Origin of the sequence: Olivibacter ginsenosidimutans (assembly GCF_039542865.1) — a bacterium.
Classification (GTDB): Bacteria; Bacteroidota; Bacteroidia; order Sphingobacteriales; family Sphingobacteriaceae; genus Olivibacter; species Olivibacter ginsenosidimutans.
Map to the genome: position 1 here is coordinate 64,571 of NZ_BAABIQ010000001.1, position 21,266 is coordinate 85,836.

The window sequence follows — 21,266 nt, forward strand, 5'->3', positions numbered from 1 at the left end:
GTTATGCGGTTAAGATTATTTTTCCTATAAACTGACTGTTGGCGAACCGTTTACCTTCCCTGGTGCTCACGCAAGCGTATACTAACCATTCGCTACCTATAGGTTCTGCACTTAAATCGATCGTAACATTTGCATGTATACGTTCAGCCAGCGCACCGAGCACGATCTTTTCTCCCACATGGTAGGCCACCACGTAAACGGTGTCGTCAGCAAAAGCAGGAAAGACAGTCAATCCAGACAGCCATTTTACCTCTACTATCTTATGGGTTACCGACATAGAAAGCTCTAACAGTTTGCAGAGAGATCCTCTGCTCAGCTGTATCTTCTCGGGGTTAATTTTTAAATCCGGAAAAGATCCTTCTACAGCGACACTCACGGTTAAGGAAACTGCTCTGTTCATTGCAGCCGTTTTGCATTTAGGGCCCGAAGGCATAGCCCAGCCACGGTAAACGATTTCCTTCAGCGGCGCTAAAAAACGTATAGCTAAGGCCAATTTAGCGCGCCATTCCACCTGTCCCGGACTAGGTTTTCTCTTTTTCCTTTTCGGTCGGCTGCGAATATAAAACCCGAAAGGTCCGTTGCATCCGACAACATCACCCACTACTCCGGAAAAAGCATGCATGTGATAAAATTTTGCCATGTTATCTTGGGATTAGTACTATTGAAAAAATAGACAAGGAACTGTGCCTGTGAAGACACAGTTCCCGGCTAATTACCTATTCTAGGGTATGCGAACCAGCATATACGGTTGGTGATATGAGCTTCCCATCCCTGCTCATTGCGAATAGCCATACCTCTCCTGTATGTCCTACCGACTCTGCATCCAATGGAATCTCCACCTGACCTTCTCCACGGGTTACAACGGTATCTGCCGTATAGAAAAGCTGCTGTTCCTGATCGTAGAGTAAGGTATAGACCTCGTCATCTGCCTTTCCATTAAAAGGTGTCGTCTGTGGATTCCACGACAGGGTTAGGATGCCTGAAGCTAAAGCAACTGATACCCCTCTGGGCTGCAACAAAGATCCATTGCTAAACTGTAATTGGCTATAGTTGATACTAAAATCTGGATACTCGCCTTCCACAGCGGGGAGGTTACGAGCCATCACCAAATTGAACAGTGTGGCATGAGATGTATCCAGATTTGCGAAGCCTATTTCCATTAAACCACGTAACGGTAACAGCAAGCGTCCCATTAAGCTAAACCGTAATTGCTGGGCAATTTGACCTTCCGAAAAAGGTTTTGTCCGCTTTTTACTAAGCCCACGCATGTAATGAATACTTCGCCAGCTGCTGCCGATAACACTTCCTACCTTCCCTGAAAAGGTGCCGTTCGCACCATTGACAAATTTTGCCATGTTTTTCTCTTTTTTTTGTTAAAAAATAAACCCCAGCGCTTCTTTGTAATACCGGTATTTTACGCTGACAGAACAAACATAAGCAGCTATTCATCAACATCCTATAGCACATAACAGCTTGTCTATCAAAAGTCTATATAAAACATATTTTTGTCTTATACCTGTCTATTAAGTGTCTGGAAACTCATCAAAATTTAGTCAGTAATCAAGAAAGGGGCACGCATAACTATTCACCTCATTGTGCTGAAACACTAACGGGTAAAGCTTGGGTGCTTCGTGCACATTGGTAACGAACTAAAAGTAGACAGCCATTCCTTTTTTCCATTGGAGTCTCGTTCAAAACCAATACGAGTCCCATTCCAGCTAGCATGCAGTACCCAAGCCAACTCCAGAGGTATCCGAAGCGTGGCACCGTTATCCTTCGCCTCGGTAGTATCGTCTACAACGTTCGATATCGCTTAAACGAAATTGCCTTTTTCGGCGCTTCACCGCTACAACGGGGAGATCACCGCGTTGTGTCAAGCGGCCAATCGTTTTGTCAGACACTCCAATACGGTCTGCTGCATATTTAGCATTGTATAATACTTCATCTGAGAGCGTTTTAGGCATCCCCTCTTGAGCAAGTAATGAAGCGTTGAGAAATTCTGTTTTTTTTTCGCTTTTTTGCGGATCATGCATCGCGTCTAATAACGCATGTATACTTTTTACGGTTTCTAATAATTGGTCAAATTTGTTAAGCATCATAAAAATTAGTCGATGTGGGTCATAAGAAATCAGGTTAATGGTTTAAAAATTGTCTTCAGCATATATATATATCAAAGCGCATATTCTGACAGCCAGTACTGAAAATCTCTGGACATATTTTTACCACCCACTGTAAGTGGGTTTTTCACATAACGCAGTTTCACTTTACCATCGTGGTAATGTTGATAATAATCGGTAGAAATAACAAAACTATAGGAAATGCGTACAAATTGATTTTTGGGTAACAGACAATATACATCTTTCAATGCATGCTGAATAAACAATTTCGATTCTGCCATGATGAGGTTAACACCCCCATCTTTTGCTTCCAGGTAAATGATATCCTCGAAATTTACTTTTACATTCTTTTGGCCGTTCATTTCACTGACAATAAAATAGTCATGCCCCGTCATCACGCCATTTAAGACCGCATGATGGTTATGCTTGCGCAGATCGCTAATCACTTCTACAAAGCGGCCTTTTGAAAAAGGTTTCAGTAAAAAGTTGGCTACCTTTTGTTCAAAACCATCATAAGCATAGTTACGATGTGCACTGCATAACACCACCCGCGTAACTGGATTTACTTGTTTGAGCACTTCTAAGCCGCTCATTTCCGGTATCTCTACGTCTAATATCAGCACATCAGGTGTAATTTTCATCAATTTATTAACCGCCTCCATCCCGTTTTGTGCAGTCAGTACCACCCGAATACCACTCACTTGTTCAGCCAGTTCGCGCAAAAAGCGCAAGGTTTCTGGATCGTCTTCAACGATTCCGATTTTTAAAATTTCCATGATTATTTGTTAAAGTTGATGTATTAATTAACGTTTACGATTAAAAGGAAGACAAAAATGCCTTCTTCTTCCCAATGAAGCAGCTTTGCCTGTTGGTTATACTGATGATTCAATCTTTTACCCAAGTTTTTCAGTCCCATACCTTTACCTACAGTATGCTCTTGGTTAACCGAAATACGGTTAACACCTGTTATGACCAAAGTATCCCGATTGGCCCCTATCCGGATAACCGACCCTTGCTTTTTAGGGTTGCGTATGCCATATTTCACCATGTTTTCAAAACAGGTAATCAAAGTGAAGGAAGGAACGCGAAAACCTTTAATAGCACCAAAGCAGAAGCAACTGATTGGTGAAGCATGGATGTCCCGACCATAATAGGCATAGGCCAGTTGATGGACGTGTTCCAATTCGCTTTTTAAGGTTACACTACGAAGTCCGGCGGTATTATAGTCGTCCAAGGTATAATTAAGTGCCTCCGAAAGGTAGAGTAAACGTTCTGCAGCCACGTGATTAACTACCCTGACATAAAGGTAACAACGATGAAAAGCATTCATCAAAAAATGCGGGGCAACCATGCCTTTGATTTCCTGGTGCTGATAGTTCTTCACCCTCCGCCAAAGCTCATTAACCTGTTGTCTGCCTTTTCGAAATACCTTTTTTGCTTTAAACAGCTTGTAGCAGACCCAATAGATACCTGCATATTTACCCATTTCTTTTAATACACGGCAAGCGTTGTAACAAAATTGCCGATACGTAAAGGGTACCTCTTCCACATATAACTGTATACCCATTTTAGGCATCCAAGCATATACAAGGTAATAGGCCAGCAAGGGAAGCATGACCAGCAATAATATAGCAGCACACAGCATTTTGATTACTTTCCATCGATGGAATAAACAGAAAAAGCAGGTTAACTCAGCATAAAAAGCCATCGCCATTAACAGCACCAAGAACACGATGCGGCCAACAGAGGCATTTGGATAATTGTTTACGTTGTAAACGTACATGGCGATGCCGTAGCACGTCCATCCTACAACATGCCCCATAACCATGCGCCCAGATAATTCAGGTAAACGTTTTGCCATCCATTCTTATTTTGGTTTACGTTTGCTGGAAATCGTGTCAAGGTGTGGTCATTTCCAGTAAAAAGATCGGGTTAAAGGTAACAGCTTTTTAATGCATTAACAAATACATGGTAGGCTGTTTCGGTAATGACATAGCTATTCAGCTGTTTCGTATCCAATAAGTAGCAATGCCGATTCGTCCGATAGGGAAGCGATGTGGTTAGCACGTCTCCATTTAACAATTGGGCATTTTCCTTCTGTTCTGCGTATTGGTTTTCCCGCCATTTAGGTGGGATTAACCAATTTTCCCATTGCCAGTGACGTTTTCTTACCTGTTGCTCCAAAAAATTAAACAGCGCTTGCATGCATTGTTGTGCATACGCATTACGCGATGCGGCTTGGTCAGGCCAAATGGGTTCGTCTATTTGTAGAAAGGGCACCTCGGCATCCGTACGCGGTACTAAAACCGGATAGACCGGTTTCTTTGTCAAAAAGGAAATAGACGCCAATCCGTGATGCACCGGCAAACATCGCTCAAAAAAGGTAATCTCCGTTGTGCCTTGTTGTTTCGGTTTGGGTAAGCAACCCGAATCTCCATCGGCATAAATGAACACGTAATAGCCTTTTTTCAGGAAATCGATCAGTTTTTTAAGCACCATACGATCTTCTGCCACCAGCAATTGAAAGTCGGCACCACCACCTGCCGGCCGTAACCGCTGATAAATCTGATTAAACAACAACGCTTGTTGACTATATACCTCCTGAGATACCAATAGTACAAAGGGTATACCTTGGCGCATGAACCACTGGTTCAACAAACGATACGAGCCCAAATGAAACGTAGCGATCACTCCGGGCTCTTTCCATTGGTTCAATAGACCAGACCATCTTTCGGTATTTACGGCCTTTAATGCCATCTGGCATTCCTGATCATGAATAGCCAATAGCTGGTTTACGCGTGCCCGTTGATAGAGGTGCAATAGGGTTGATTTGGTAAAGTTTAGTCCAAAATAGTGGAAGTTAGCGACAAAGAATGCGAACGATCGGATATGACGATCGTTGTTCAGCATATCCGATAGCTGAACCTTTTTCGCAAGTGCTTGTATGGTTTGTTGATACTTTTTCATCTGTTTATAATTATTTATATGTGTATATGTTCAACGGCATAAATGAGCTCGTTTCACTCGGTTTGTTTTTTAGTGGTCAGATGGAGCCTTTGATGATTAAACCCCGAAAGGGTTCATGAACACAAAAGCAACATTTAAAATCTGTGAATAAATAATCATTGCCCTAGGGGTTTAATGATTATTTTTAATCATGTCGGGTTCATTTATTGTTTTTAGGAGGATATGCAGAAAAACTCATGGCTAGTCGCTGCGGCTTTTCCGCATATCCTCGATTAGCATTTCATGACGGCAGCCTTGCAAAGCAAGGCCAAACCTCTTAGCCTAAAGAATATCAAAAGGGCATTTGTTCTCTTTAGGATCTACTTCATCACGTTCCAACAACTGTTGGAAACGAAGGGGTTGCTTACCTTGGGGTAACAACCGGTTAACGAGTTCAATCGATAATGTGGACATCTTTTTTATTTTTTGGTTATCACAAAACCCTGGTTGCGGATCAGGGTACTATCCGACTTCCTACATTGGCCAAAGAAGATTGTTGATGATCATGCCGTAAAGATGGCTTTCCTGAACATGCTGTCAAAAATTTTCCAGCACTTAGCCCAAAACGCCTATTAGAAATTCGGGAAAACCTTTTTTTAGCTATTCTATCTTCGTTTTCTTTAAATCTATTGAGTAAAAACGGCTATCTAATATTCTATTCCCTACAATTGAACGATTTTTTGCATTTTGTCTGATCGAAAACCAGTATTATCGATTAGCTTATTTACTATTCGTGAGCTATAAACCAATAGGATGCATTTCAACGCATTTATGGTTGAATGATTAAATCAAATGTATGCTATCGACTTTGCCGCTTAAGGAATTATTGCTTCGTTTAGGTTCCCTGCGCGAAGAAGCCTGGCAAGAGTTGACCATGCGTGTTCAGCAACGGATATATAAACCCTATAAATCTATTATCTTACCCCCAACCGGTGTCATTTATGTTCAGGAAGGTTTATTGAAACAGTACCAGCGTAGCGAAAGAGAGGCTGCCGCCATTACCCGTTTCATTACCACCAACCAGCATATTTTTATTCCCACCCAGCCCGATAACCTTTACATCAAAACCATTTTAGAAAGTACCTTATGGTATTGGGAAGGCGAAGCGGTACACTCGCTATTATTATGTTATCCAGAACTTTATGCGCTATACCAGCAGCTGCGCGACCGTTACGATGCCTTGTTGGATATTCGTATGCGCATTTTGGAAAGCAAACACATCCAGAAGCTACAGCTATTTCAGGAACATTTTCACAAGATACGGCCTTATTTGCGTGCGAAGGATATCGCCAATTACATTGGCGTACATCCCAATTACATCAGCAAGTTGTATAAGACATAATACTGCACTATAATAGTGCGTTTTTTATTAAACATTGCACTATCACAGTGCAGTATTATATCTTTGTAAAAAATTCATTGTTCATGAAAAAATTATTGGAGTACTTTCATAAGCTTCTGACGGAAACAGCAACCACGTTTCTTCGTTATAGTTATGCCGAAATAAATTGGGAAGCCAGAATGATTGGGCTTACGGGGCCAAGGGGAGTGGGGAAAACTACGCTCATTCTTCAATATATCAAGAAAAACCTAAATCCGGCAGAAACGCTTTACGTAACCGCCGAAGATTTTTATTTCGCTGACCATAAATTGATCGATTTAGCAGATGCTTTTATGAAACAGGGTGGGAGATACCTCTTCATAGATGAAATCCATAAATACAAGAACTGGGCGAAAGAGCTCAAATTGATTTATGATTACTATGCGGAATTACACCTTGTCTTTACGGGTTCCTCAATATTGGATATTAATAAAGGCGCTTCCGATCTAAGTCGAAGGGCTGTGATGTATCATATGCAAGGTTTGTCGTTCAGGGAATATTTACAATTGTTTCACCAGCTTACAGCAGAAACGTACACACTAGAAGATATTTTAACACATCAGGTAAAAATTCCGGATTTAAAGCATCCATTGAAATATTTTGCCGATTATCTGAAAAGAGGCTATTATCCCTTTTCCTTAGAGGGCGACTTTGAAATACGTTTGCAACAGATCATCAATCAAACGCTAGAATCAGACATTCCGTTATTTGCCGACATGAATGTAACAACCGGAAGAAAATTAAAGCAACTTTTGGCCATCATTTCCAAAAGCGTTCCCTTCAAGCCTAATTTTTCCAATATTGCCACCATGCTCTCGGCTAGCAGAAACAATATTGCAGACTATTGCTTATATATAGAAGAAGCAGGAATGATCGCACAATTAAGGGATGACACAGGAGGAATAAGAGGGCTGGGAAAAGTCAACAAGATTTATTTGGATAACCCGAATTTAGTATACGGATTGGCTGAAAGCAGCCCCAATATTGGTAATGTGCGTGAAACATTTTTCTTGAATCAGCTACGTGTTAAACATACAGTCAGGGCTTCAACAATGGCCGATTTCCAGATAGATGATATGACTTTCGAAATAGGGGAAAAAACAAAGGGCCGGAAACAAATACAAGACATCGAGAAAGCCTATGTGGTAAAAGATAATATTGAAACTGGTTTTCTGAACACCATCCCCTTGTGGCAATTCGGGATGACTTATTAAGGATATCCCCTATTTTATTTGAGCATGGTGGAGCAAGCGGTGTTGCTTTAGCTTGGGAATTACAATTGCTAGCAACTCCTGTACTTCAAGAAAATCAGTAATCTAAAGATACCGATCTTACCCTGTGTAAGATCGCTTATAGGATAACAAATTTAAACGTTAACTGTATTATTATTATGCTTGATATCGTTATAGAAGCCAGAAAGGCTGAAATTTCCTCAGGTTTTGCCGTTAAACGCATCCTTCCCTATCAACTTCGTAGAATGGTTGGGCCCTTTATTTTTATGGATCATGGCGGCCCTGTACATATACCGAAAGCGACTACAAATTCCCTTGACGTATTACCGCATCCACATATCGGTTTATCCACGGTCAGTTATCTGTTTAGTGGGCGTGTAACCCACAGGGATAGCCTTGGTGTGCAACAGGTAATAAAGCCTGGCGAAGTTAACTGGATGACTGCAGGGAAAGGTATTGCGCACAGTGAACGTTTCGAAGATCCGGCGATGCTGGCCGGAGGAGAACTGGAAATGATACAAACATGGGTAGCACTTCCTGAAAAGGATGAAGAAAGCGATCCAACCTTTGATAACTATAAACCCGATCAACTACCCATTTTTACAGAGAAGGGTGTTTGGATGCGCTTGATTGCAGGAGAAGCATATGGCCTGAAAAATAAGGTTAGGACACATTCTCCGTTATTCTACGTACATGTCCTGTTAGATCAAGGTACTCATTTCGGCTTACCCATTGGGCATAGTGAGAGAGGGGCCTACATTGTCAACGGTAGCGTGGAAGTGAATGGGAACACCTACATCGCAGGACAGCTGTTGGTATTCACCAAAGGGGTTGACCCCTTGATTATAGCCAAAGAACAAACCACGTTAATGATGCTTGGCGGTGAACATCTGGGAGAACGGTACATCTGGTGGAACTTTGTCTCCAGTAGAAAAGATAGGATTGAACAAGCCAAAGAGGATTGGAAACAAGGGCGTATTGATCTACCTCCTATGGATAATGAAGAATATGTTCCCCTACCCGAAGGAAAAAGCAAACCTGCGGGAGGCCCTCCCCCCAATGCCCTTTCTTGACGATATATACCGAAACCTATTATCCGGGCTATATTGAAATATGGACTTGGTTAGTAATTCGCCGTTTTCATTTTTAACGTATTTTCTCCGACATTGTATGCATAAACAGATGCCGGCAAAAATGTAAAGTTTAATTCGCTCACCTTTTTCGCTCCTATTTTGTCAATGGTTGTTATCAAGGCGCTAGAGAATTGGTTAGCCTTGCAGAATTTTATTAAGCTTAACAAATCTTGTGGCATATTAAAGTATCGGTTGCTCCATTTTATTTCAACTCCCCATACCGGTTTAAACTTTTTATCGTCTACCAGCACCAAATCCACCTCGCCTTCTTTTCTGCCATCTTTCCACCTGGCGTAGGTCAGGTCTAAATGTTCACGATGCATCCATTGCGATAAAATGGCTGTTTCTACCATATTGCCCATTTCTCCGTCTGTTTCTTTAATGGGCGAAAACAATGCTGTTCTTAGCGATGGGTTTGTTAGATATACTTTAAAACTTGTTACGCGCTTTAATCTTTTTGCGTTGATATCTACTTTATTCAATACCTTGATCAAAAAGGCCGCCTCTAGATACTCCAAATATTTCTTCAACGTTTCTTTCTGTATCCCACTGTCTTTAGACATCGCTTCATAGGAAAATTCGTTACCCGTATTATAAGCAATATAAGTAAAGAATCGATTCAATTCCTGCACATCTTTAATGCCATATAAACTTGGCAAATCTCTTAAAAGCACTTTATCAACAATGTCATTCTTCACATAGCGCCCCATGTCTTTCTGTATCTTCTCCGATAATACAACTTCGGGATAGCCACCAAAATTCAAATATTGCAAAAACTCCACATTCAGGGCGTCGATATTGTGCGTAATGCAATACGAAATCTCTTTGTCTGCATAAGGAATAGTTCCTTTTTTGATAAGATGATCCATTTTTTTTAGGTGAATAAATTCCTGAAAGGTCAATGGAGGAAGCATAAAATCGGTCAGTCTTCCTGCACCACTTTCTGTACTATGCCATTTTAAAGCAGCAGCAGCCGATCCGGATACAATGAATTTGGTTTCGGAATAAGAATCTACCAGTATTTTGAGATGACGTTCCCAATCTTTTAAGTACTGTATTTCATCAAAAAAAACATAGCAACCTTCCAAGCTTTTAAGTTGCAATGCTTCTTTACAAAGATTTAAAATCTCTTCCAGACTTAAGTGTATATATATGGGATTGTCTATACCAACAAAAAAAATGCGTTGTGGATTAACGTCTTCTTTAATTAGCTGCTCAATGGTATGGAACATCATAACGGTTTTTCCTACCCGCCTGGGCCCCATCAATACGACAGCGCGACGAATATCACGTTCTGTCACAAAGGGATAAAACAACGTAAAATACAAACGTTTTGACATTCCCTGATATACTGTAGGAATCTCTTTGCTAACCCACCAGGGATTTTCATATTGTAACCGCTCAATAATTTTCTCTGTAGGAATAAGACCGGAAATATTCATATTGACCTTTATTTATTACAATAATAGCAAAATAAACACATTTAAACAATTCTATTTATACAAAAATGTATTAAATAACATAAACATGTATTGTAAAATTATCTATTTGAACGATTGGCATGCTTCACTGTCCATAAATCTTTTACCATTTACAATTATTTAGGAGTTTTTGTTAGTACAAACTATCCATCTTCACAATAGGTAAATGATAAAGCTAAAACTTGACTGGTTCTTTCTAACACGACAATCGATTTCACGCCGCGGAGTATAGCGAAAATCGCTATACATTAACATTTCTTACGAAATAACGTAAGAAACCTGAGTTTTTCGTGTGCAATTGTGCTTTAAATTTATGGGTAAGAAAACAATATAAACAAGAGTTATGAAAGCGCACATTATTCACACGAGAAAATTCGCTCTCTTTCGGCAAGGCCGTATCCTAATCATTAGCGATCGGAGTGTTTTGGAAGCACCACATCGCGTATTTCAGATTTATAAACAAATAATTATTTATTCACTAAAGTTTTTGGAGCCCTTTTTTGATGTATAAAAAGTTCATTGTTATGCGTAATGCAAAAATAAAATTAGCAGGTATCTTAGCTATTGCACTCATTGGTACTACATTAAGCGTAAAGGCTTTTATGGAAAAAGACCCAACTGAAGCAAGCGCTGCCAAGGTTAAACGAGTTTCATTTCCCCACGAATTCATGGTACAAACCTCAAATGGAAATTTTGAAGGTAGCGATGATGATTCGGGTATCTGTACCGGTTCTGCCACATTGAACTGTAAGTATCGGGTTACGGAAGCGGGACAGGAAAATATTGATGCGAGCGAAGCACCATTTGACGACAGCGAGATCAATACTTTCTTGGATCCAGCTAACCAGTACCTTGAACCGATCAGTGGCACTGGCCCTGGAGTGTACCAGCCATAAATCCGAGGTGATGAGCAATGAATAGTTTATCATTGCTCATCACCATTTTCAATAGCCAAATCAATTAAATCAAAGAGCTTCTTTTGACTCTCACCTGTTTGCGGCATTGGGGGATTGGAAGATAGAATATTACCTCGCTGATCTAAAATAACCAATGTGGGAAATGCAAAGACGTCTAAACTTTTAATCAACTGGTGGTCTTTACCGCGTCCTTCGGTATATAACGGGATACTATTTTTGTGCGTATACAGACCGCTTTTTACGCTTTTTAACCATTGGACTCTATTTTTATCAACACATACATTTATAAAAACCACATCTTCATTGTGCTCGTAATAATGATACACCTTGTCCATCTCTTTATTGAGATGGATACAGGCAGTACAGCCAGTAAACCAAAAATCCAGCACTACAACTTTTCCTTTAAAGCGCTTTTCTGTTACTTCTTTTCCAGCTGTGTCAAGCAATGTAAAGGTCGCAGGTTTTCCCTTTGTTAGATGCTGCTTTAAGAGCAAAATTATTTCAGCATCTTCTTCCCCCTTTATCCGTTGCAAAGCATCATCGTAGTGCCAGGTGGTTGCCCCGCCTCTACGATGATAATCAATAAACAGCGTTGCCAATAACCTACCCAAGACCTTATTGTCATCAAATTTATCGGTAATATAGGTGTATATTTGGCCAAATGTCGGTCTGAGTTGTCCATCAACGGCCTTCATAACGATCCCCAGATCAGTCAGGTACTTTAGATATAGAAAATAGGCATGTGATCTGGAAAAAAATTTTTCATCCGAGAAATCGGTATCATAAACACCATACAGAAAATAATCAGTATAAAATTTGATTGTTTCCTTATTCCGTTGCGTCCATTTACTATTGCTTTGCACGGATAAGGCCTTTAACAATTTTATTTCATTATCTGCTTTGTAATCATACTGGAGTATTTTATATGCCCTATCAGAAACCTTTCCTCTAAAAGAATCCAATACGTTCAGCTGTGCCTTCAGCACGCTGTCTCCATATTCCTTTTGTTCTTTTAGACGGAGATAATATGAATCTTTATTGTATTTGGGATGTTTTTTAACAAATACCAGTGATCGCATGTTATACTGGCATGCAAAAAGGTCGGCCTTCCGGCCATGAATTTCACAATGATTATCTGCAAGTCCCAATTCAATATCGCTGTTCTTTTCCAAAAGAAATATCCCCAGATTAATCGTATGCCACGGGAGCTGCTCAACCATTCGTATATCGCCATATGTTAACTGTATATAAAACTCGTCAGGGGTATTTGCTAGATGAAAAGCAAACTTTCCGTTTTTAACTTTTGTAGTAAAAGATTGGCCACGCAGGGCGGGCTCTGAAACAGCGTAATAACCCGGGCAGTAATATAACGTTATCTCCATCCCCTCATAAAGCTTATTTTCAAATTTCCCATTGATGATAGAAACATTTTTTTCTCCACCAAAAAGGTGTAAAACACCAAACATAAATAATGTCCAAACAATAAGTCGCTTCATTTTCTACAAGTTAATTTTCTAAAAATTATCTGGGGTTTTGCGCAATACCGCTCAACCTAATCTCATCATCCGGAATAGGGAATATGTATTTATTATCCTTTGGCGACAAAGTATAGGTCTTTCCGTTCAACTCACGTTGTATGGTTATATGGGCACCTTCCATATTGAGGCGTTTGATATCATCCCAACGCAGGGTTCGCCATATCAACTCCTTTCTACGTTCCATCCAAATAATATCCAATGCCTCACTGGCAGTAGAAGCTATTTCTTCGGTAAATTCTTCTTTTTTATAACGGAACGACAGTAAAAAATTCAATTTTCCCATTGCCTCCTCCACGTTTCCTCTTCTGGCTAGGCACTCGGCTTTAATGAGGTAAAGCTCATCTGCCGCTAAACCGCTAAAAGCATATCCGCCATACCCCTCATATCCCCTTTTGAGAAAAAAATTACCGAGTGAATTCTGTTCAAAAAAAAGCACCTTACGCAAATCATTCTCTTTGTACTCGTCAAATAAGGCCGACGAAATCTTTACCGCTGTATTGAACGAGGCTTTATAGCTAACGTTATAGGCCTGTACCGCAGTAACATTGAAAATACATTCTAGGTGATTTTTTGGAAAGGGGGTAGCTGTGGCAACATCAACGGTATTGTAATCAATCAGTTTATTATTAATTGATAAAGCGCTGTCTACATAGTTTTCTGCACTGTCGTAATCGCGCATGTTTAAATAAATACGTGCTAAAAGTGCATAAGCGGCGCATACAGAAGGGTTATTTGTATTTGTATTCTTTTCCGCAAATTTTAGCAGCCAACTACTGCTTTTGGTATCAGTTACGATCTGTTGATAGGTTTCTTCTAAACTTGACCGTTTCAGCACCTGATCGACACTTGCATGTAAGCGCAGCGGTATGCCCATCGCCATTTTTGCGTTAGCCGCATCATAGGACTGCGCGAAATTCCTTGCCAATTCAAAAAAAGTGAACGCTCTAAAGAACAGCGCTTTCCCCTTAACTGTATTATATCGCTTTTCGTTAAGGTCTGTTACCTGTATTTTCTCTAAAGCTTCCAATATGCTGTTGCAGTAAAATATAGCCTGATAAGGCCAATTCCAGTCCCGGATATTCTCCTGTCCTTCGTATAAATCAGATTTCCAGATATAAGCATTCCTTTCGACTGCGGTTGCTGTTGCCTGCCAATTTTCGTAATCGATGAATTCGTATTCATCCGCAGACAGCAATGGTAAAGCCGGAGAAACCGTATTCAGCACATTGGCATTTTCCAAAAGACCTTCCAGGTCTTCCAGGGTAGATGGCGTTACAATATCGCTGTTGGGTTTAGCATCTAAAAATTTATCCGAACAGGCGCCTGTAAATAGCAAAAGCAGCAGGCAACCAACCGCTTGATTTATCTTGATTGTTAAACGATTCTTCATATTTTTATTATTAAAAATTAGCCTTTAGGCCAAAGGCATAGGTTGTAGGATTGGGTATATTATTGGCATTATCCGGATCTGTCTTTATATGGGTTGCTTTCCAGAGTATCGCCAAGTTTGAGGCATATGCATAGACCTGTAAATTAGAAATAGGCAGTTGGCGATTTTCTTTTTGCGTAAATGTATAACTGATTTTTATATCCTGTAGGCGAATATGATCGCCCTTTTCTACCAACACCTCAGAATACATGTATAGATTATTTCGGTAACTATTTACTGGATATACCAGTGCAGGAATGTTGGTTTTATTCTCATCACCTGGCTTTTGCCAGCGCAAATCATAGTCTGGCATTTGATAGGTCCCGCTACCATAATTACCACTGTACAATGCCGCACCATCTAATGAACTCCGTCTAAAGTAATAATCAAACTTATAGGTGATATTGAAAGAAAGCTCTGCTCCTTTCCAGTTAAAGGTATTCCTCAACGCCCCAAAATATATCGGAACTGCCGAACCGGTATAAACCAGATCGTCCAGCTTATTATTATTGAAGATGCTACTGTAATCCTTACTTGGTTCACCGTTCAATTGGCCAATCGGGTTACCCTCTTCATCCAAGCCGTGGTAAGCATAGCTAAAAAGGGCATAGTATGGATAGCCTTCAACTGGGTTATTATAACCTATTAATATAACGTCCCAATTGCTCACCGGTAATCCCCTATAAGATGTTACCTTACCTTTCTGGTAATTAAACAACAGATTGGTATGCCATTGAAAGTTGGTATTCGCAATATTGGTACTGGTTAAGTTGACATCCACTCCCCTACTGAGCACGTCCGCTGTATTCCCTCTATAGGTAGTTATACCAGTCTGCGGACTAATGGCGCTATTGCCAATCAGATCCTGTCCGTTTTTTACCCAGTATTCCAGAGAACCAGACAGTATATTCTTTTTAAGAGAAAAATCCAGCCCCCAGTTGATGTTTTTGACTTTCTCCCAGCGCAGTGATGCGTTTGGCGGATTACCCACCACTAAGTACCTGCTGCCCCATTGGTTTGCGGAGGGCCAGACCTCAGCTGTTAGGTAAGCCGAGGTAGATTTATCCACATTGCCGTTATAGCCGTAAGTCATGCGCAGTTTTAAATAGGGCAGCCAGCCCAAATTGTAAAACCCTTCCTTAAAAATATCCCAGGCGATACCGGTTGACCATAATGGTACACCTTTTTGGTTGGCATTTACGCCAAAAAGGTTCGATTCATCTTTTCTTGCACTTGCCGAAAGCGTATATCTATTGGCATAAGTATAAGATGCATTTGCATATACCGATCGGTACCGATCTATCTGAAAGCTATTATTGATAACCGCAGGTATCTTCGAACTGCTTGAACTGTAGTAGTAGGCATGATCTTCGTTAAAATTAATAGCGCTGTTCAGGTTGGTGGCCGTCTGCGGATCGTATCCATATAATGCAACGGTTCCATATTTACGTTGGTAATCCTTCAGCTCATATCCGGCCAGTATATTGACGTGATGCAGATTATCCCATATTTTATCGAAGTTTAACTGGCCTCTAAAATAATGCGCCCGATAATCGGTATTGGCGTCATATCTTATTCCACCGTAAGGCAATGGCCTTACCAAAGCACCATCATCGTTCATGTAGGAATATCGGTTTATCAGATCCCGGGTATAATACGTGTCTACACCATGAAGCTCTTCTGATCTGGTCATACCACGCTGGTATGTATAATTCAATCCTGCCGTAAGCGCAGGTAAAATTTTGTAATTAATCCCCAAATTCATCCGGTAATCGTTGAGGGAAGTGTGCCCTGCACCATTATCGGAACGCAGCTCATCCAGTGGCCGGTAATGCCAGTCTAACAATTTTCCAGCACCAACGGTATCTACATAACCTGCGCGCAGCGTTCTTGCAACGCTAAGCGCTTCGCCAGCATCTCCTGCAATACGCTCATAAGGATAACGCGGTGTAAAATTAGCCAGGTTATTATCTGTTGTATTGATGGAAAACACAAGCCCGGTTTGTAGCGTCAACCTATCATTCAGCAACGATAATGTGTTATTGGTATTGATAGTCAACCGGTCATCGCTTGTGGTAACCTGATTGGGTAAGTTCTTATCGTAACCCAGTGAAATGTAATATCGATTACCTTTGCTACCACCACTGATATTGAATTGGTATTGCTGTTGTGTACCTACCCGATAATAATACTTCTCCAGATCACTTCTTACATCGTAATCTCCAATTGATGCCAGCATATTGTTCATATCTGCGTCGGCTATGGAACCGTTACGGTGCTGCAACAACACTTCAACCACCGGAGAGAGTACCGCCCATCCATTATTGATGGTGGAATTGAACTTACCTTTATCAAACAGGAACTTTTCGATTTCAATATATTGTTGATTTGTTAATTGTGGCAGATAATATAAGTCAGGTTTTCCGGTAACGGTCAGATTAGTATTTACACTTACTTGCGGTTTCTGGTTAAATTCACCTTTCCGGGTGGTGATCACGATCACGCCATTTCCAGCACGTGCACCCCATATGGAAGCTGCTGCTGCATCTTTCAATATGGTAATAGACGCCACATCCTGCGGGTTTAGGTTGTCTATGTCTCCATCGTACGGAAAATTATCAACAACAATCAAGGGTTCAGCATTTCCGAAGATTGTCGATCGGCCCCTGATGGTTAATCGCGGCCCCTTATTGTTTGTTTTTCCGATCAGGCCACTGGTTATCCCGTCCAGACGATCGATTACGTTCCTTGACACAGTTCTATTAAATAGTGCGCTGTCTATCTGCACGAAACTGCCCGTAGCCCGTTCTCTGGGGAGTACCTGATAGCCTGTATTCACCTCAACCGCTTGTAATTGAAATACTGTATCTTTTAGTATAGTTGGTTCCTTGTTTTTCAGCGTATCTTGCAAAGCCACACCCATAGTCCCGGTTTCCCGGGACTGGGCGTGAGCCAAACAAACACAGAACAAAAGAATGGTGAGCGGAAAGCTCAAAGCAAAAAGCTTTAAAGCTGTGGCCCTACTATTTTTATATTGGTTTCGGAGAGGGCATAGCGCTCCCCTTAAGCGTAAATTTTGCTTCATTGTGGTTGATTAATGGTGTTTTATGCTTGTTTATTTAAATCCACCGACTGGGCCAGAGCCAAAAGAAAAATGATATGAATATTTGCAGGAATTAGGAAAAGCTACTACCTTTAGATAATTGCTAAAAAACCAAAAGATGAGTACCTATTTCATAACCTAAGCAAACCATACGTTTTCTTAAGGCAATGGAGTCGGGCAACAGACTAGAATATGGGCTTTGTTATGGCCTATACTCAGCCTATTTTATCTTTTGGTACGCTTAAGCGGGCGAAGCGATGACGTTCTTTAGTATGGATTGAAAGGTTCGGGTACATACCCGTGCCTGGCCAAGGTTTGCGGTGAATTGCGCAAGAGATTTGTGGCTTGGGCAAGTGGTTGGTTTGGTTTTGTTCGTTTTCATAATTTTTCTGGTTATGAAACGATGTCGCTCGGATCAGAAAAGAGAAGAAAACGCTGGCTATTAAATGCCAAAAGGGCGTCCTCATAGCTCTTGTTCGTGGTTCCGCCAGAAACCTCCTTTAATCCCGAAAGACTAAAGGTTGCCCCAAAAGTTTACGAGGAACGCCCTACTGGATATATACAAAGATATAACAATTCCAGTACAAAGGGCGAACACTCGGTCACCTCGTGGCAATCTGGCGGATTTCGAACGAGTGACATCTTTCAATGAAGCATTTACCATGCTCCAAATTGTTGTCGCTATTAATACAAAAACAAAGATAAGAAACACTTTCTATTTTTTCAAATATAAAATCAAAAGAAAGTGAATAAGCAAAAACAAGTATAATCTTATATGGATTGGAAAGAAAATCTGAAAGCTTATTTAGACAAAAGTGGCAAGACCGATATCGAGATACACTCTTTTACGAATATTCCACCGAGCACACTCAGTAAAATAAGGAATAAAAAAACAGAAAAATTATCTGCACGCCATTTTCATCTCCTCAAACTCTTTTTCGGAGAAAAACACTTAGATTTTTTGAATACGATCTTTGATATAAATAGTTTTGATATAAAAGAGAAAGTGTCTGATGGAATTACAAGAACATCCTTGGGAAAGATGCTTCACGATAATTACCATTTAGAGAAATTGACTCTCAGCAGTCTTGCAGAAGCGAGCGAAGTTAAGCGAGAAAGGGTTAAATACTTAAATTATAATGATGATTCTTCTATATCTACAGAGGAGTTAACTAAGATAGAATTAGCTCTCGGCGAAAAACCAGGCACACTGTTTAAAAAAGTTTTTAAATCTGTCAAACTTAATTCAGTTTCTAAAGCAAATAAGCTAGTAGAAGAGGCAAGAGCATACAATGCCAAGAGTAACGATAGACGGAAAACACGATAGATATTCCTGTTCATGATCATCATAGTATGAAGCAATTCCCTTCATATCATAAAATCTTGGCTCTTTTTTGAACCCGAATATTTTAAGGTAAGCCAAGTTATTACAATCCCATACGGTTTGACAAAAGGTATCCACAGTATGGACAAACAGACCCTCAAACTGATCGATGATATCGAGGAGCTGGAACCTTCCGTAAAGGACAAGCTGCTGTTCCTTGCCAATGCCGTCATAAGGGATGCCAAGACCGGCAAGGCCTATGCGCAATAAAAAAGCCTGATACCATTTAAAAAAACAATATCAGGCTTTAGCTTTAGCATAAAGACTATTTTCTTTATATCTTCTCTTTTCTCATAAAAGCACTGGAAAAGTAATCAATCTTAGTTTCTTCCGACACTTCGCTCTTTAACATACGGGCTATGTCCCTTCCTTCAGAATCAAGTGCATTTATCAATTTTATATCCTGAAACGAATTGTAATGCTCAGTTTCATATCGATTCAACCATGTCCTAATCCTCTGTACAAGGCCATCGCTCAAACCTAATGCACTAGGATCAATATAACCTCCAGCATAGTAATCTCTGATTCCAGTACCGTGCAAAGATGCATCAACGACTATATATTTCATAATTTTTTCTATTTTGTTGGTCTGAAAAAACGATGGTCATAATGTGCAGGTTTTGTTTACATGGCTACTTTATAGACTGCGACGGTTTATAACACAATCTGTTGGGTCTGAACATGGAAAATACCAATAGCTAAGCAGCACCGAGTTCAAAGTTGACATGTTTTATAAAATAAAAATTTAATAAATAAGTAGTTGAGCCTTCGGCCCCATGAGGCTGTTTTCAAGACGGATAGCATGTAGCGCAAGCTTAAAAATTTTTATGCTTATATCCAAAAATTTTACACCAAACCTCTCGTTTCTTACACGAAATTCAAAAAATATCCAAAGGCTGAAATCGTATTCTCTTTAAACGCTGTTAAGACATTAAAGAGCATAAAATATTGTGCAATCGTACTCAGTATTTTAATTGTGATGGCAGGACTTTACATCAAAATATTCCATAGTAAAGAAGACGACCCTGCTGGTTTTCTTGCCATTTGTATCGTGACTACTTTTGTTTCCATCGTAGTTGCAACTGCTGCGGCAATAGTTGAAAAAATCCTACAAAATGCCGTAGATATGAAATCTGAAAATGACTTGACAATTTAAGCTATGGCAATTGTTGTAAACGTAGATGTGATGATGGCAAAGCGAAAAATTTCGCTCAATGAACTTTCTGAAAGAGTTGATTTGACCTTGTCTAACCTTTCTATCCTAAAGACAGGGAAAGCGAAAGCAATTCGTTTTAGCACTTTAGAGGCAATCTGTAAAGCGTTAGACTGCCAACCAGGTGATATTTTGGAATATATAGATGACCAAAAAAGTACAACGGACCGCTATTGACTATTTTTTTGAATAGGGACAGGAGATACTTTATAACCTTGCCTGCGTAGATCGCTGATGATTCCGCAATCACCAAATAGGTGCAATAAACCTACGGCAACAAACGCATTATTGCTTTTTATTGTCTCATGAATTTTTGGCAGCCAATTCCTATTCCTATTGATCAACATGGGATCGTCTTCGGCGCACTCGACCTCAAATTGGTAGTCAAAATTCATATCACCCATATAGGTCCTGGCAATACGACAGGATTGATTCTTATTTCTTTTCTCTTGTAAATTTTTAATTCTGGTATCAATATCTTCTTTAGCCTCGTTCCAATCGAAAATCTGGTTAGCATTGATGGCTTTGAATTGATCAGCATTTGTTTCCAATCCTTCATTTCTAATACCATTTTTTACCGCTAACGAGAGGAGATAATCATCCAGGTGGTTCCAAACATCCCCAGGTTTTGTTGTTTCACACACATTTAACACATACAATTGCTCCAATTTCGCCGCAAGTTCGGCAGGCGTTAACTTACAAACAGGTACTGTCCAATCTGCTGACAACGATTCGAGAAACTGCACATCTTTCTTGTCAAGTTTATCCCGATATGAAAAATCATCAGGCCTTCCGTTCATAACGTCAATGATCGTCTTCTTTTTATCCTCCACCGATTCAAAAACGGCAATGTCTGATTGCAGCAACAATTCTTTAATCTTAGGTCTTTCATCAATAAAGGAATTTCCAACTTGATGCATCGTTCCAAACAAATAAGAGCTATTGCTTGCACCTTCTTTTTCTACTTTCCAAAGGATTGTTTTTTGAGCATAGGAATAGGATAGCTGTAAAAACAGCATGACTAGCAATAGCGTTTGTGATTTCATTTATAAAGCCTTTTCATTTAGGTATTTGTATTCAAACTTAGCTAAATAACCTTTTTTTCACAAGTGTTTATTGCCTATAATCACCGGGGATCTTCATCAAGCTCCGGTGCACGTGGAAAATCAATGGGTACCTGCAACATTTTTGCCATGAGGTTACTGATATAATTTTCACCCATAGCTTGAACGAGGTCTATCAAGTGTTCATCCGAGTATCCTATACCAAAAAAAGCGTTCAGTTCGTCTGCTATCGCATTAACTCGGTTTTCTACCATCGCTTTAACAAGCT

Annotated in this window: 22 protein-coding genes; 8 read left to right on the top strand and 14 right to left on the bottom strand. The window is 40.1% G+C overall.

Features of this window, described 5'->3' with window-relative positions; genetic code table 11:
• Position 1: 1 nt before the first annotated feature.
• The 7 genes from ABD930_RS00250 to ABD930_RS00280 form a co-directional block, all read right to left on the bottom strand.
• On the bottom strand, positions 2 to 640 hold the full coding sequence (locus tag ABD930_RS00250; RefSeq protein WP_345229659.1) for a DUF6266 family protein: 639 nt from the start codon (positions 638 to 640) through the stop codon (positions 2 to 4).
• A 76-nt stretch (positions 641 to 716) separates the two neighbouring features.
• Positions 717 to 1,355, bottom strand: a complete 639-nt coding sequence (locus ABD930_RS00255) for a DUF6266 family protein (RefSeq protein WP_345229660.1) — start codon at positions 1,353 to 1,355, stop codon at positions 717 to 719.
• Positions 1,356 to 1,769: 414 nt separating this feature from the next.
• Positions 1,770 to 2,099 carry a helix-turn-helix domain-containing protein gene (locus tag ABD930_RS00260; RefSeq protein ID WP_345229661.1) on the bottom strand — a complete coding sequence of 110 codons (330 nt, stop codon included), beginning with the start codon at positions 2,097 to 2,099 and terminating at the stop codon, positions 1,770 to 1,772.
• Positions 2,100 to 2,170: 71 nt separating this feature from the next.
• Positions 2,171 to 2,893 carry a LytR/AlgR family response regulator transcription factor gene (locus tag ABD930_RS00265; RefSeq protein WP_345229662.1) on the bottom strand — a complete coding sequence of 241 codons (723 nt, stop codon included), beginning with the start codon at positions 2,891 to 2,893 and terminating at the stop codon, positions 2,171 to 2,173.
• Between the two features lie 23 nt (positions 2,894 to 2,916).
• A complete protein-coding gene (locus ABD930_RS00270; RefSeq protein WP_345229663.1) occupies positions 2,917 to 3,978 on the bottom strand; it encodes a histidine kinase in 1,062 nt (353 codons plus the stop codon).
• Between the two features lie 71 nt (positions 3,979 to 4,049).
• Complete coding sequence (locus tag ABD930_RS00275; protein WP_345229664.1) at positions 4,050 to 5,084, bottom strand: LpxL/LpxP family acyltransferase; 1,035 nt, start codon at positions 5,082 to 5,084, stop codon at positions 4,050 to 4,052.
• A gap of 321 nt (positions 5,085 to 5,405) precedes the next feature.
• Positions 5,406 to 5,537 (bottom strand): hypothetical protein, encoded by a 132-nt coding sequence (locus tag ABD930_RS00280; RefSeq protein ID WP_345229665.1) that lies wholly within the window; start codon positions 5,535 to 5,537, stop codon positions 5,406 to 5,408.
• 382 nt (positions 5,538 to 5,919) lie between these two features.
• Between ABD930_RS00280 and ABD930_RS00285 the strand changes: the two genes are divergently transcribed.
• The 3 genes from ABD930_RS00285 to ABD930_RS00295 all read left to right on the top strand — a co-directional run bounded on the left by ABD930_RS00285 (position 5,920) and on the right by ABD930_RS00295 (position 8,809).
• A complete protein-coding gene (locus ABD930_RS00285) occupies positions 5,920 to 6,465 on the top strand; it encodes a cyclic nucleotide-binding domain-containing protein (RefSeq protein ID WP_345229666.1) in 546 nt (181 codons plus the stop codon).
• Positions 6,466 to 6,548: 83 nt separating this feature from the next.
• Positions 6,549 to 7,718, top strand: a complete 1,170-nt coding sequence (locus ABD930_RS00290) for an ATP-binding protein (protein WP_345229667.1) — start codon at positions 6,549 to 6,551, stop codon at positions 7,716 to 7,718.
• 176 nt (positions 7,719 to 7,894) lie between these two features.
• Positions 7,895 to 8,809, top strand: a complete 915-nt coding sequence (locus ABD930_RS00295; protein WP_345229668.1) for a pirin family protein — start codon at positions 7,895 to 7,897, stop codon at positions 8,807 to 8,809.
• Between the two features lie 50 nt (positions 8,810 to 8,859).
• Here the strand turns inward: ABD930_RS00295 and ABD930_RS00300 are convergent, their stop codons facing one another.
• Positions 8,860 to 10,311, bottom strand: coding sequence for an ATP-binding protein (locus ABD930_RS00300; RefSeq protein WP_345229669.1), 1,452 nt, complete (start codon positions 10,309 to 10,311; stop codon positions 8,860 to 8,862).
• A gap of 563 nt (positions 10,312 to 10,874) precedes the next feature.
• Here ABD930_RS00300 and ABD930_RS00305 point away from each other — a divergent pair.
• On the top strand, positions 10,875 to 11,246 hold the full coding sequence (locus tag ABD930_RS00305; RefSeq protein ID WP_345229670.1) for a hypothetical protein: 372 nt from the start codon (positions 10,875 to 10,877) through the stop codon (positions 11,244 to 11,246).
• 29 nt (positions 11,247 to 11,275) lie between these two features.
• Here ABD930_RS00305 and ABD930_RS00310 read toward each other — a convergent pair whose 3' ends face one another.
• From ABD930_RS00310 to ABD930_RS00320, 3 genes are read right to left on the bottom strand one after another with little or no spacing between them, the layout of a single operon-like run.
• Entirely contained in the window at positions 11,276 to 12,763 is a 1,488-nt protein-coding gene (locus ABD930_RS00310) for a TlpA family protein disulfide reductase (protein ID WP_345229671.1), read from the bottom strand.
• 25 nt (positions 12,764 to 12,788) lie between these two features.
• Positions 12,789 to 14,195 carry a RagB/SusD family nutrient uptake outer membrane protein gene (locus tag ABD930_RS00315; protein ID WP_345229672.1) on the bottom strand — a complete coding sequence of 469 codons (1,407 nt, stop codon included), beginning with the start codon at positions 14,193 to 14,195 and terminating at the stop codon, positions 12,789 to 12,791.
• A gap of 10 nt (positions 14,196 to 14,205) precedes the next feature.
• Complete coding sequence (locus tag ABD930_RS00320) at positions 14,206 to 17,319, bottom strand: SusC/RagA family TonB-linked outer membrane protein (protein WP_345229673.1); 3,114 nt, start codon at positions 17,317 to 17,319, stop codon at positions 14,206 to 14,208.
• Between the two features lie 793 nt (positions 17,320 to 18,112).
• Between ABD930_RS00320 and ABD930_RS00325 the strand changes: the two genes are divergently transcribed.
• Both ABD930_RS00325 and ABD930_RS00330 read left to right on the top strand, forming a co-directional pair.
• Positions 18,113 to 18,664: a hypothetical protein gene (locus tag ABD930_RS00325; protein ID WP_345229674.1), complete on the top strand. Its 552-nt coding sequence runs from the start codon at positions 18,113 to 18,115 to the stop codon at positions 18,662 to 18,664.
• Positions 18,665 to 18,802: 138 nt separating this feature from the next.
• Complete coding sequence (locus ABD930_RS00330) at positions 18,803 to 18,931, top strand: hypothetical protein (RefSeq protein ID WP_345229675.1); 129 nt, start codon at positions 18,803 to 18,805, stop codon at positions 18,929 to 18,931.
• Between the two features lie 64 nt (positions 18,932 to 18,995).
• On the opposite strand, the gene ABD930_RS00335 is transcribed toward ABD930_RS00330, so the two are convergent.
• Positions 18,996 to 19,289: a hypothetical protein gene (locus tag ABD930_RS00335; protein WP_345229677.1), complete on the bottom strand. Its 294-nt coding sequence runs from the start codon at positions 19,287 to 19,289 to the stop codon at positions 18,996 to 18,998.
• A gap of 267 nt (positions 19,290 to 19,556) precedes the next feature.
• Between ABD930_RS00335 and ABD930_RS00340 the strand changes: the two genes are divergently transcribed.
• Positions 19,557 to 19,877: a DUF2975 domain-containing protein gene (locus tag ABD930_RS00340; RefSeq protein WP_345229757.1), complete on the top strand. Its 321-nt coding sequence runs from the start codon at positions 19,557 to 19,559 to the stop codon at positions 19,875 to 19,877.
• Positions 19,878 to 19,880: 3 nt separating this feature from the next.
• On the top strand, positions 19,881 to 20,111 hold the full coding sequence (locus ABD930_RS00345; RefSeq protein WP_345229678.1) for a helix-turn-helix domain-containing protein: 231 nt from the start codon (positions 19,881 to 19,883) through the stop codon (positions 20,109 to 20,111).
• Here the strand turns inward: ABD930_RS00345 and ABD930_RS00350 are convergent.
• Complete coding sequence (locus ABD930_RS00350; RefSeq protein WP_345229679.1) at positions 20,105 to 20,980, bottom strand: TraB/GumN family protein; 876 nt, start codon at positions 20,978 to 20,980, stop codon at positions 20,105 to 20,107. The genes ABD930_RS00345 and ABD930_RS00350 overlap by 7 nt on opposite strands.
• An 80-nt stretch (positions 20,981 to 21,060) precedes the next feature.
• Positions 21,061 to 21,252, bottom strand: coding sequence for a carboxymuconolactone decarboxylase family protein (locus ABD930_RS00355; RefSeq protein WP_345229680.1), 192 nt, complete (start codon positions 21,250 to 21,252; stop codon positions 21,061 to 21,063).
• Between the last annotated feature and the right edge of the window lie 14 nt (positions 21,253 to 21,266).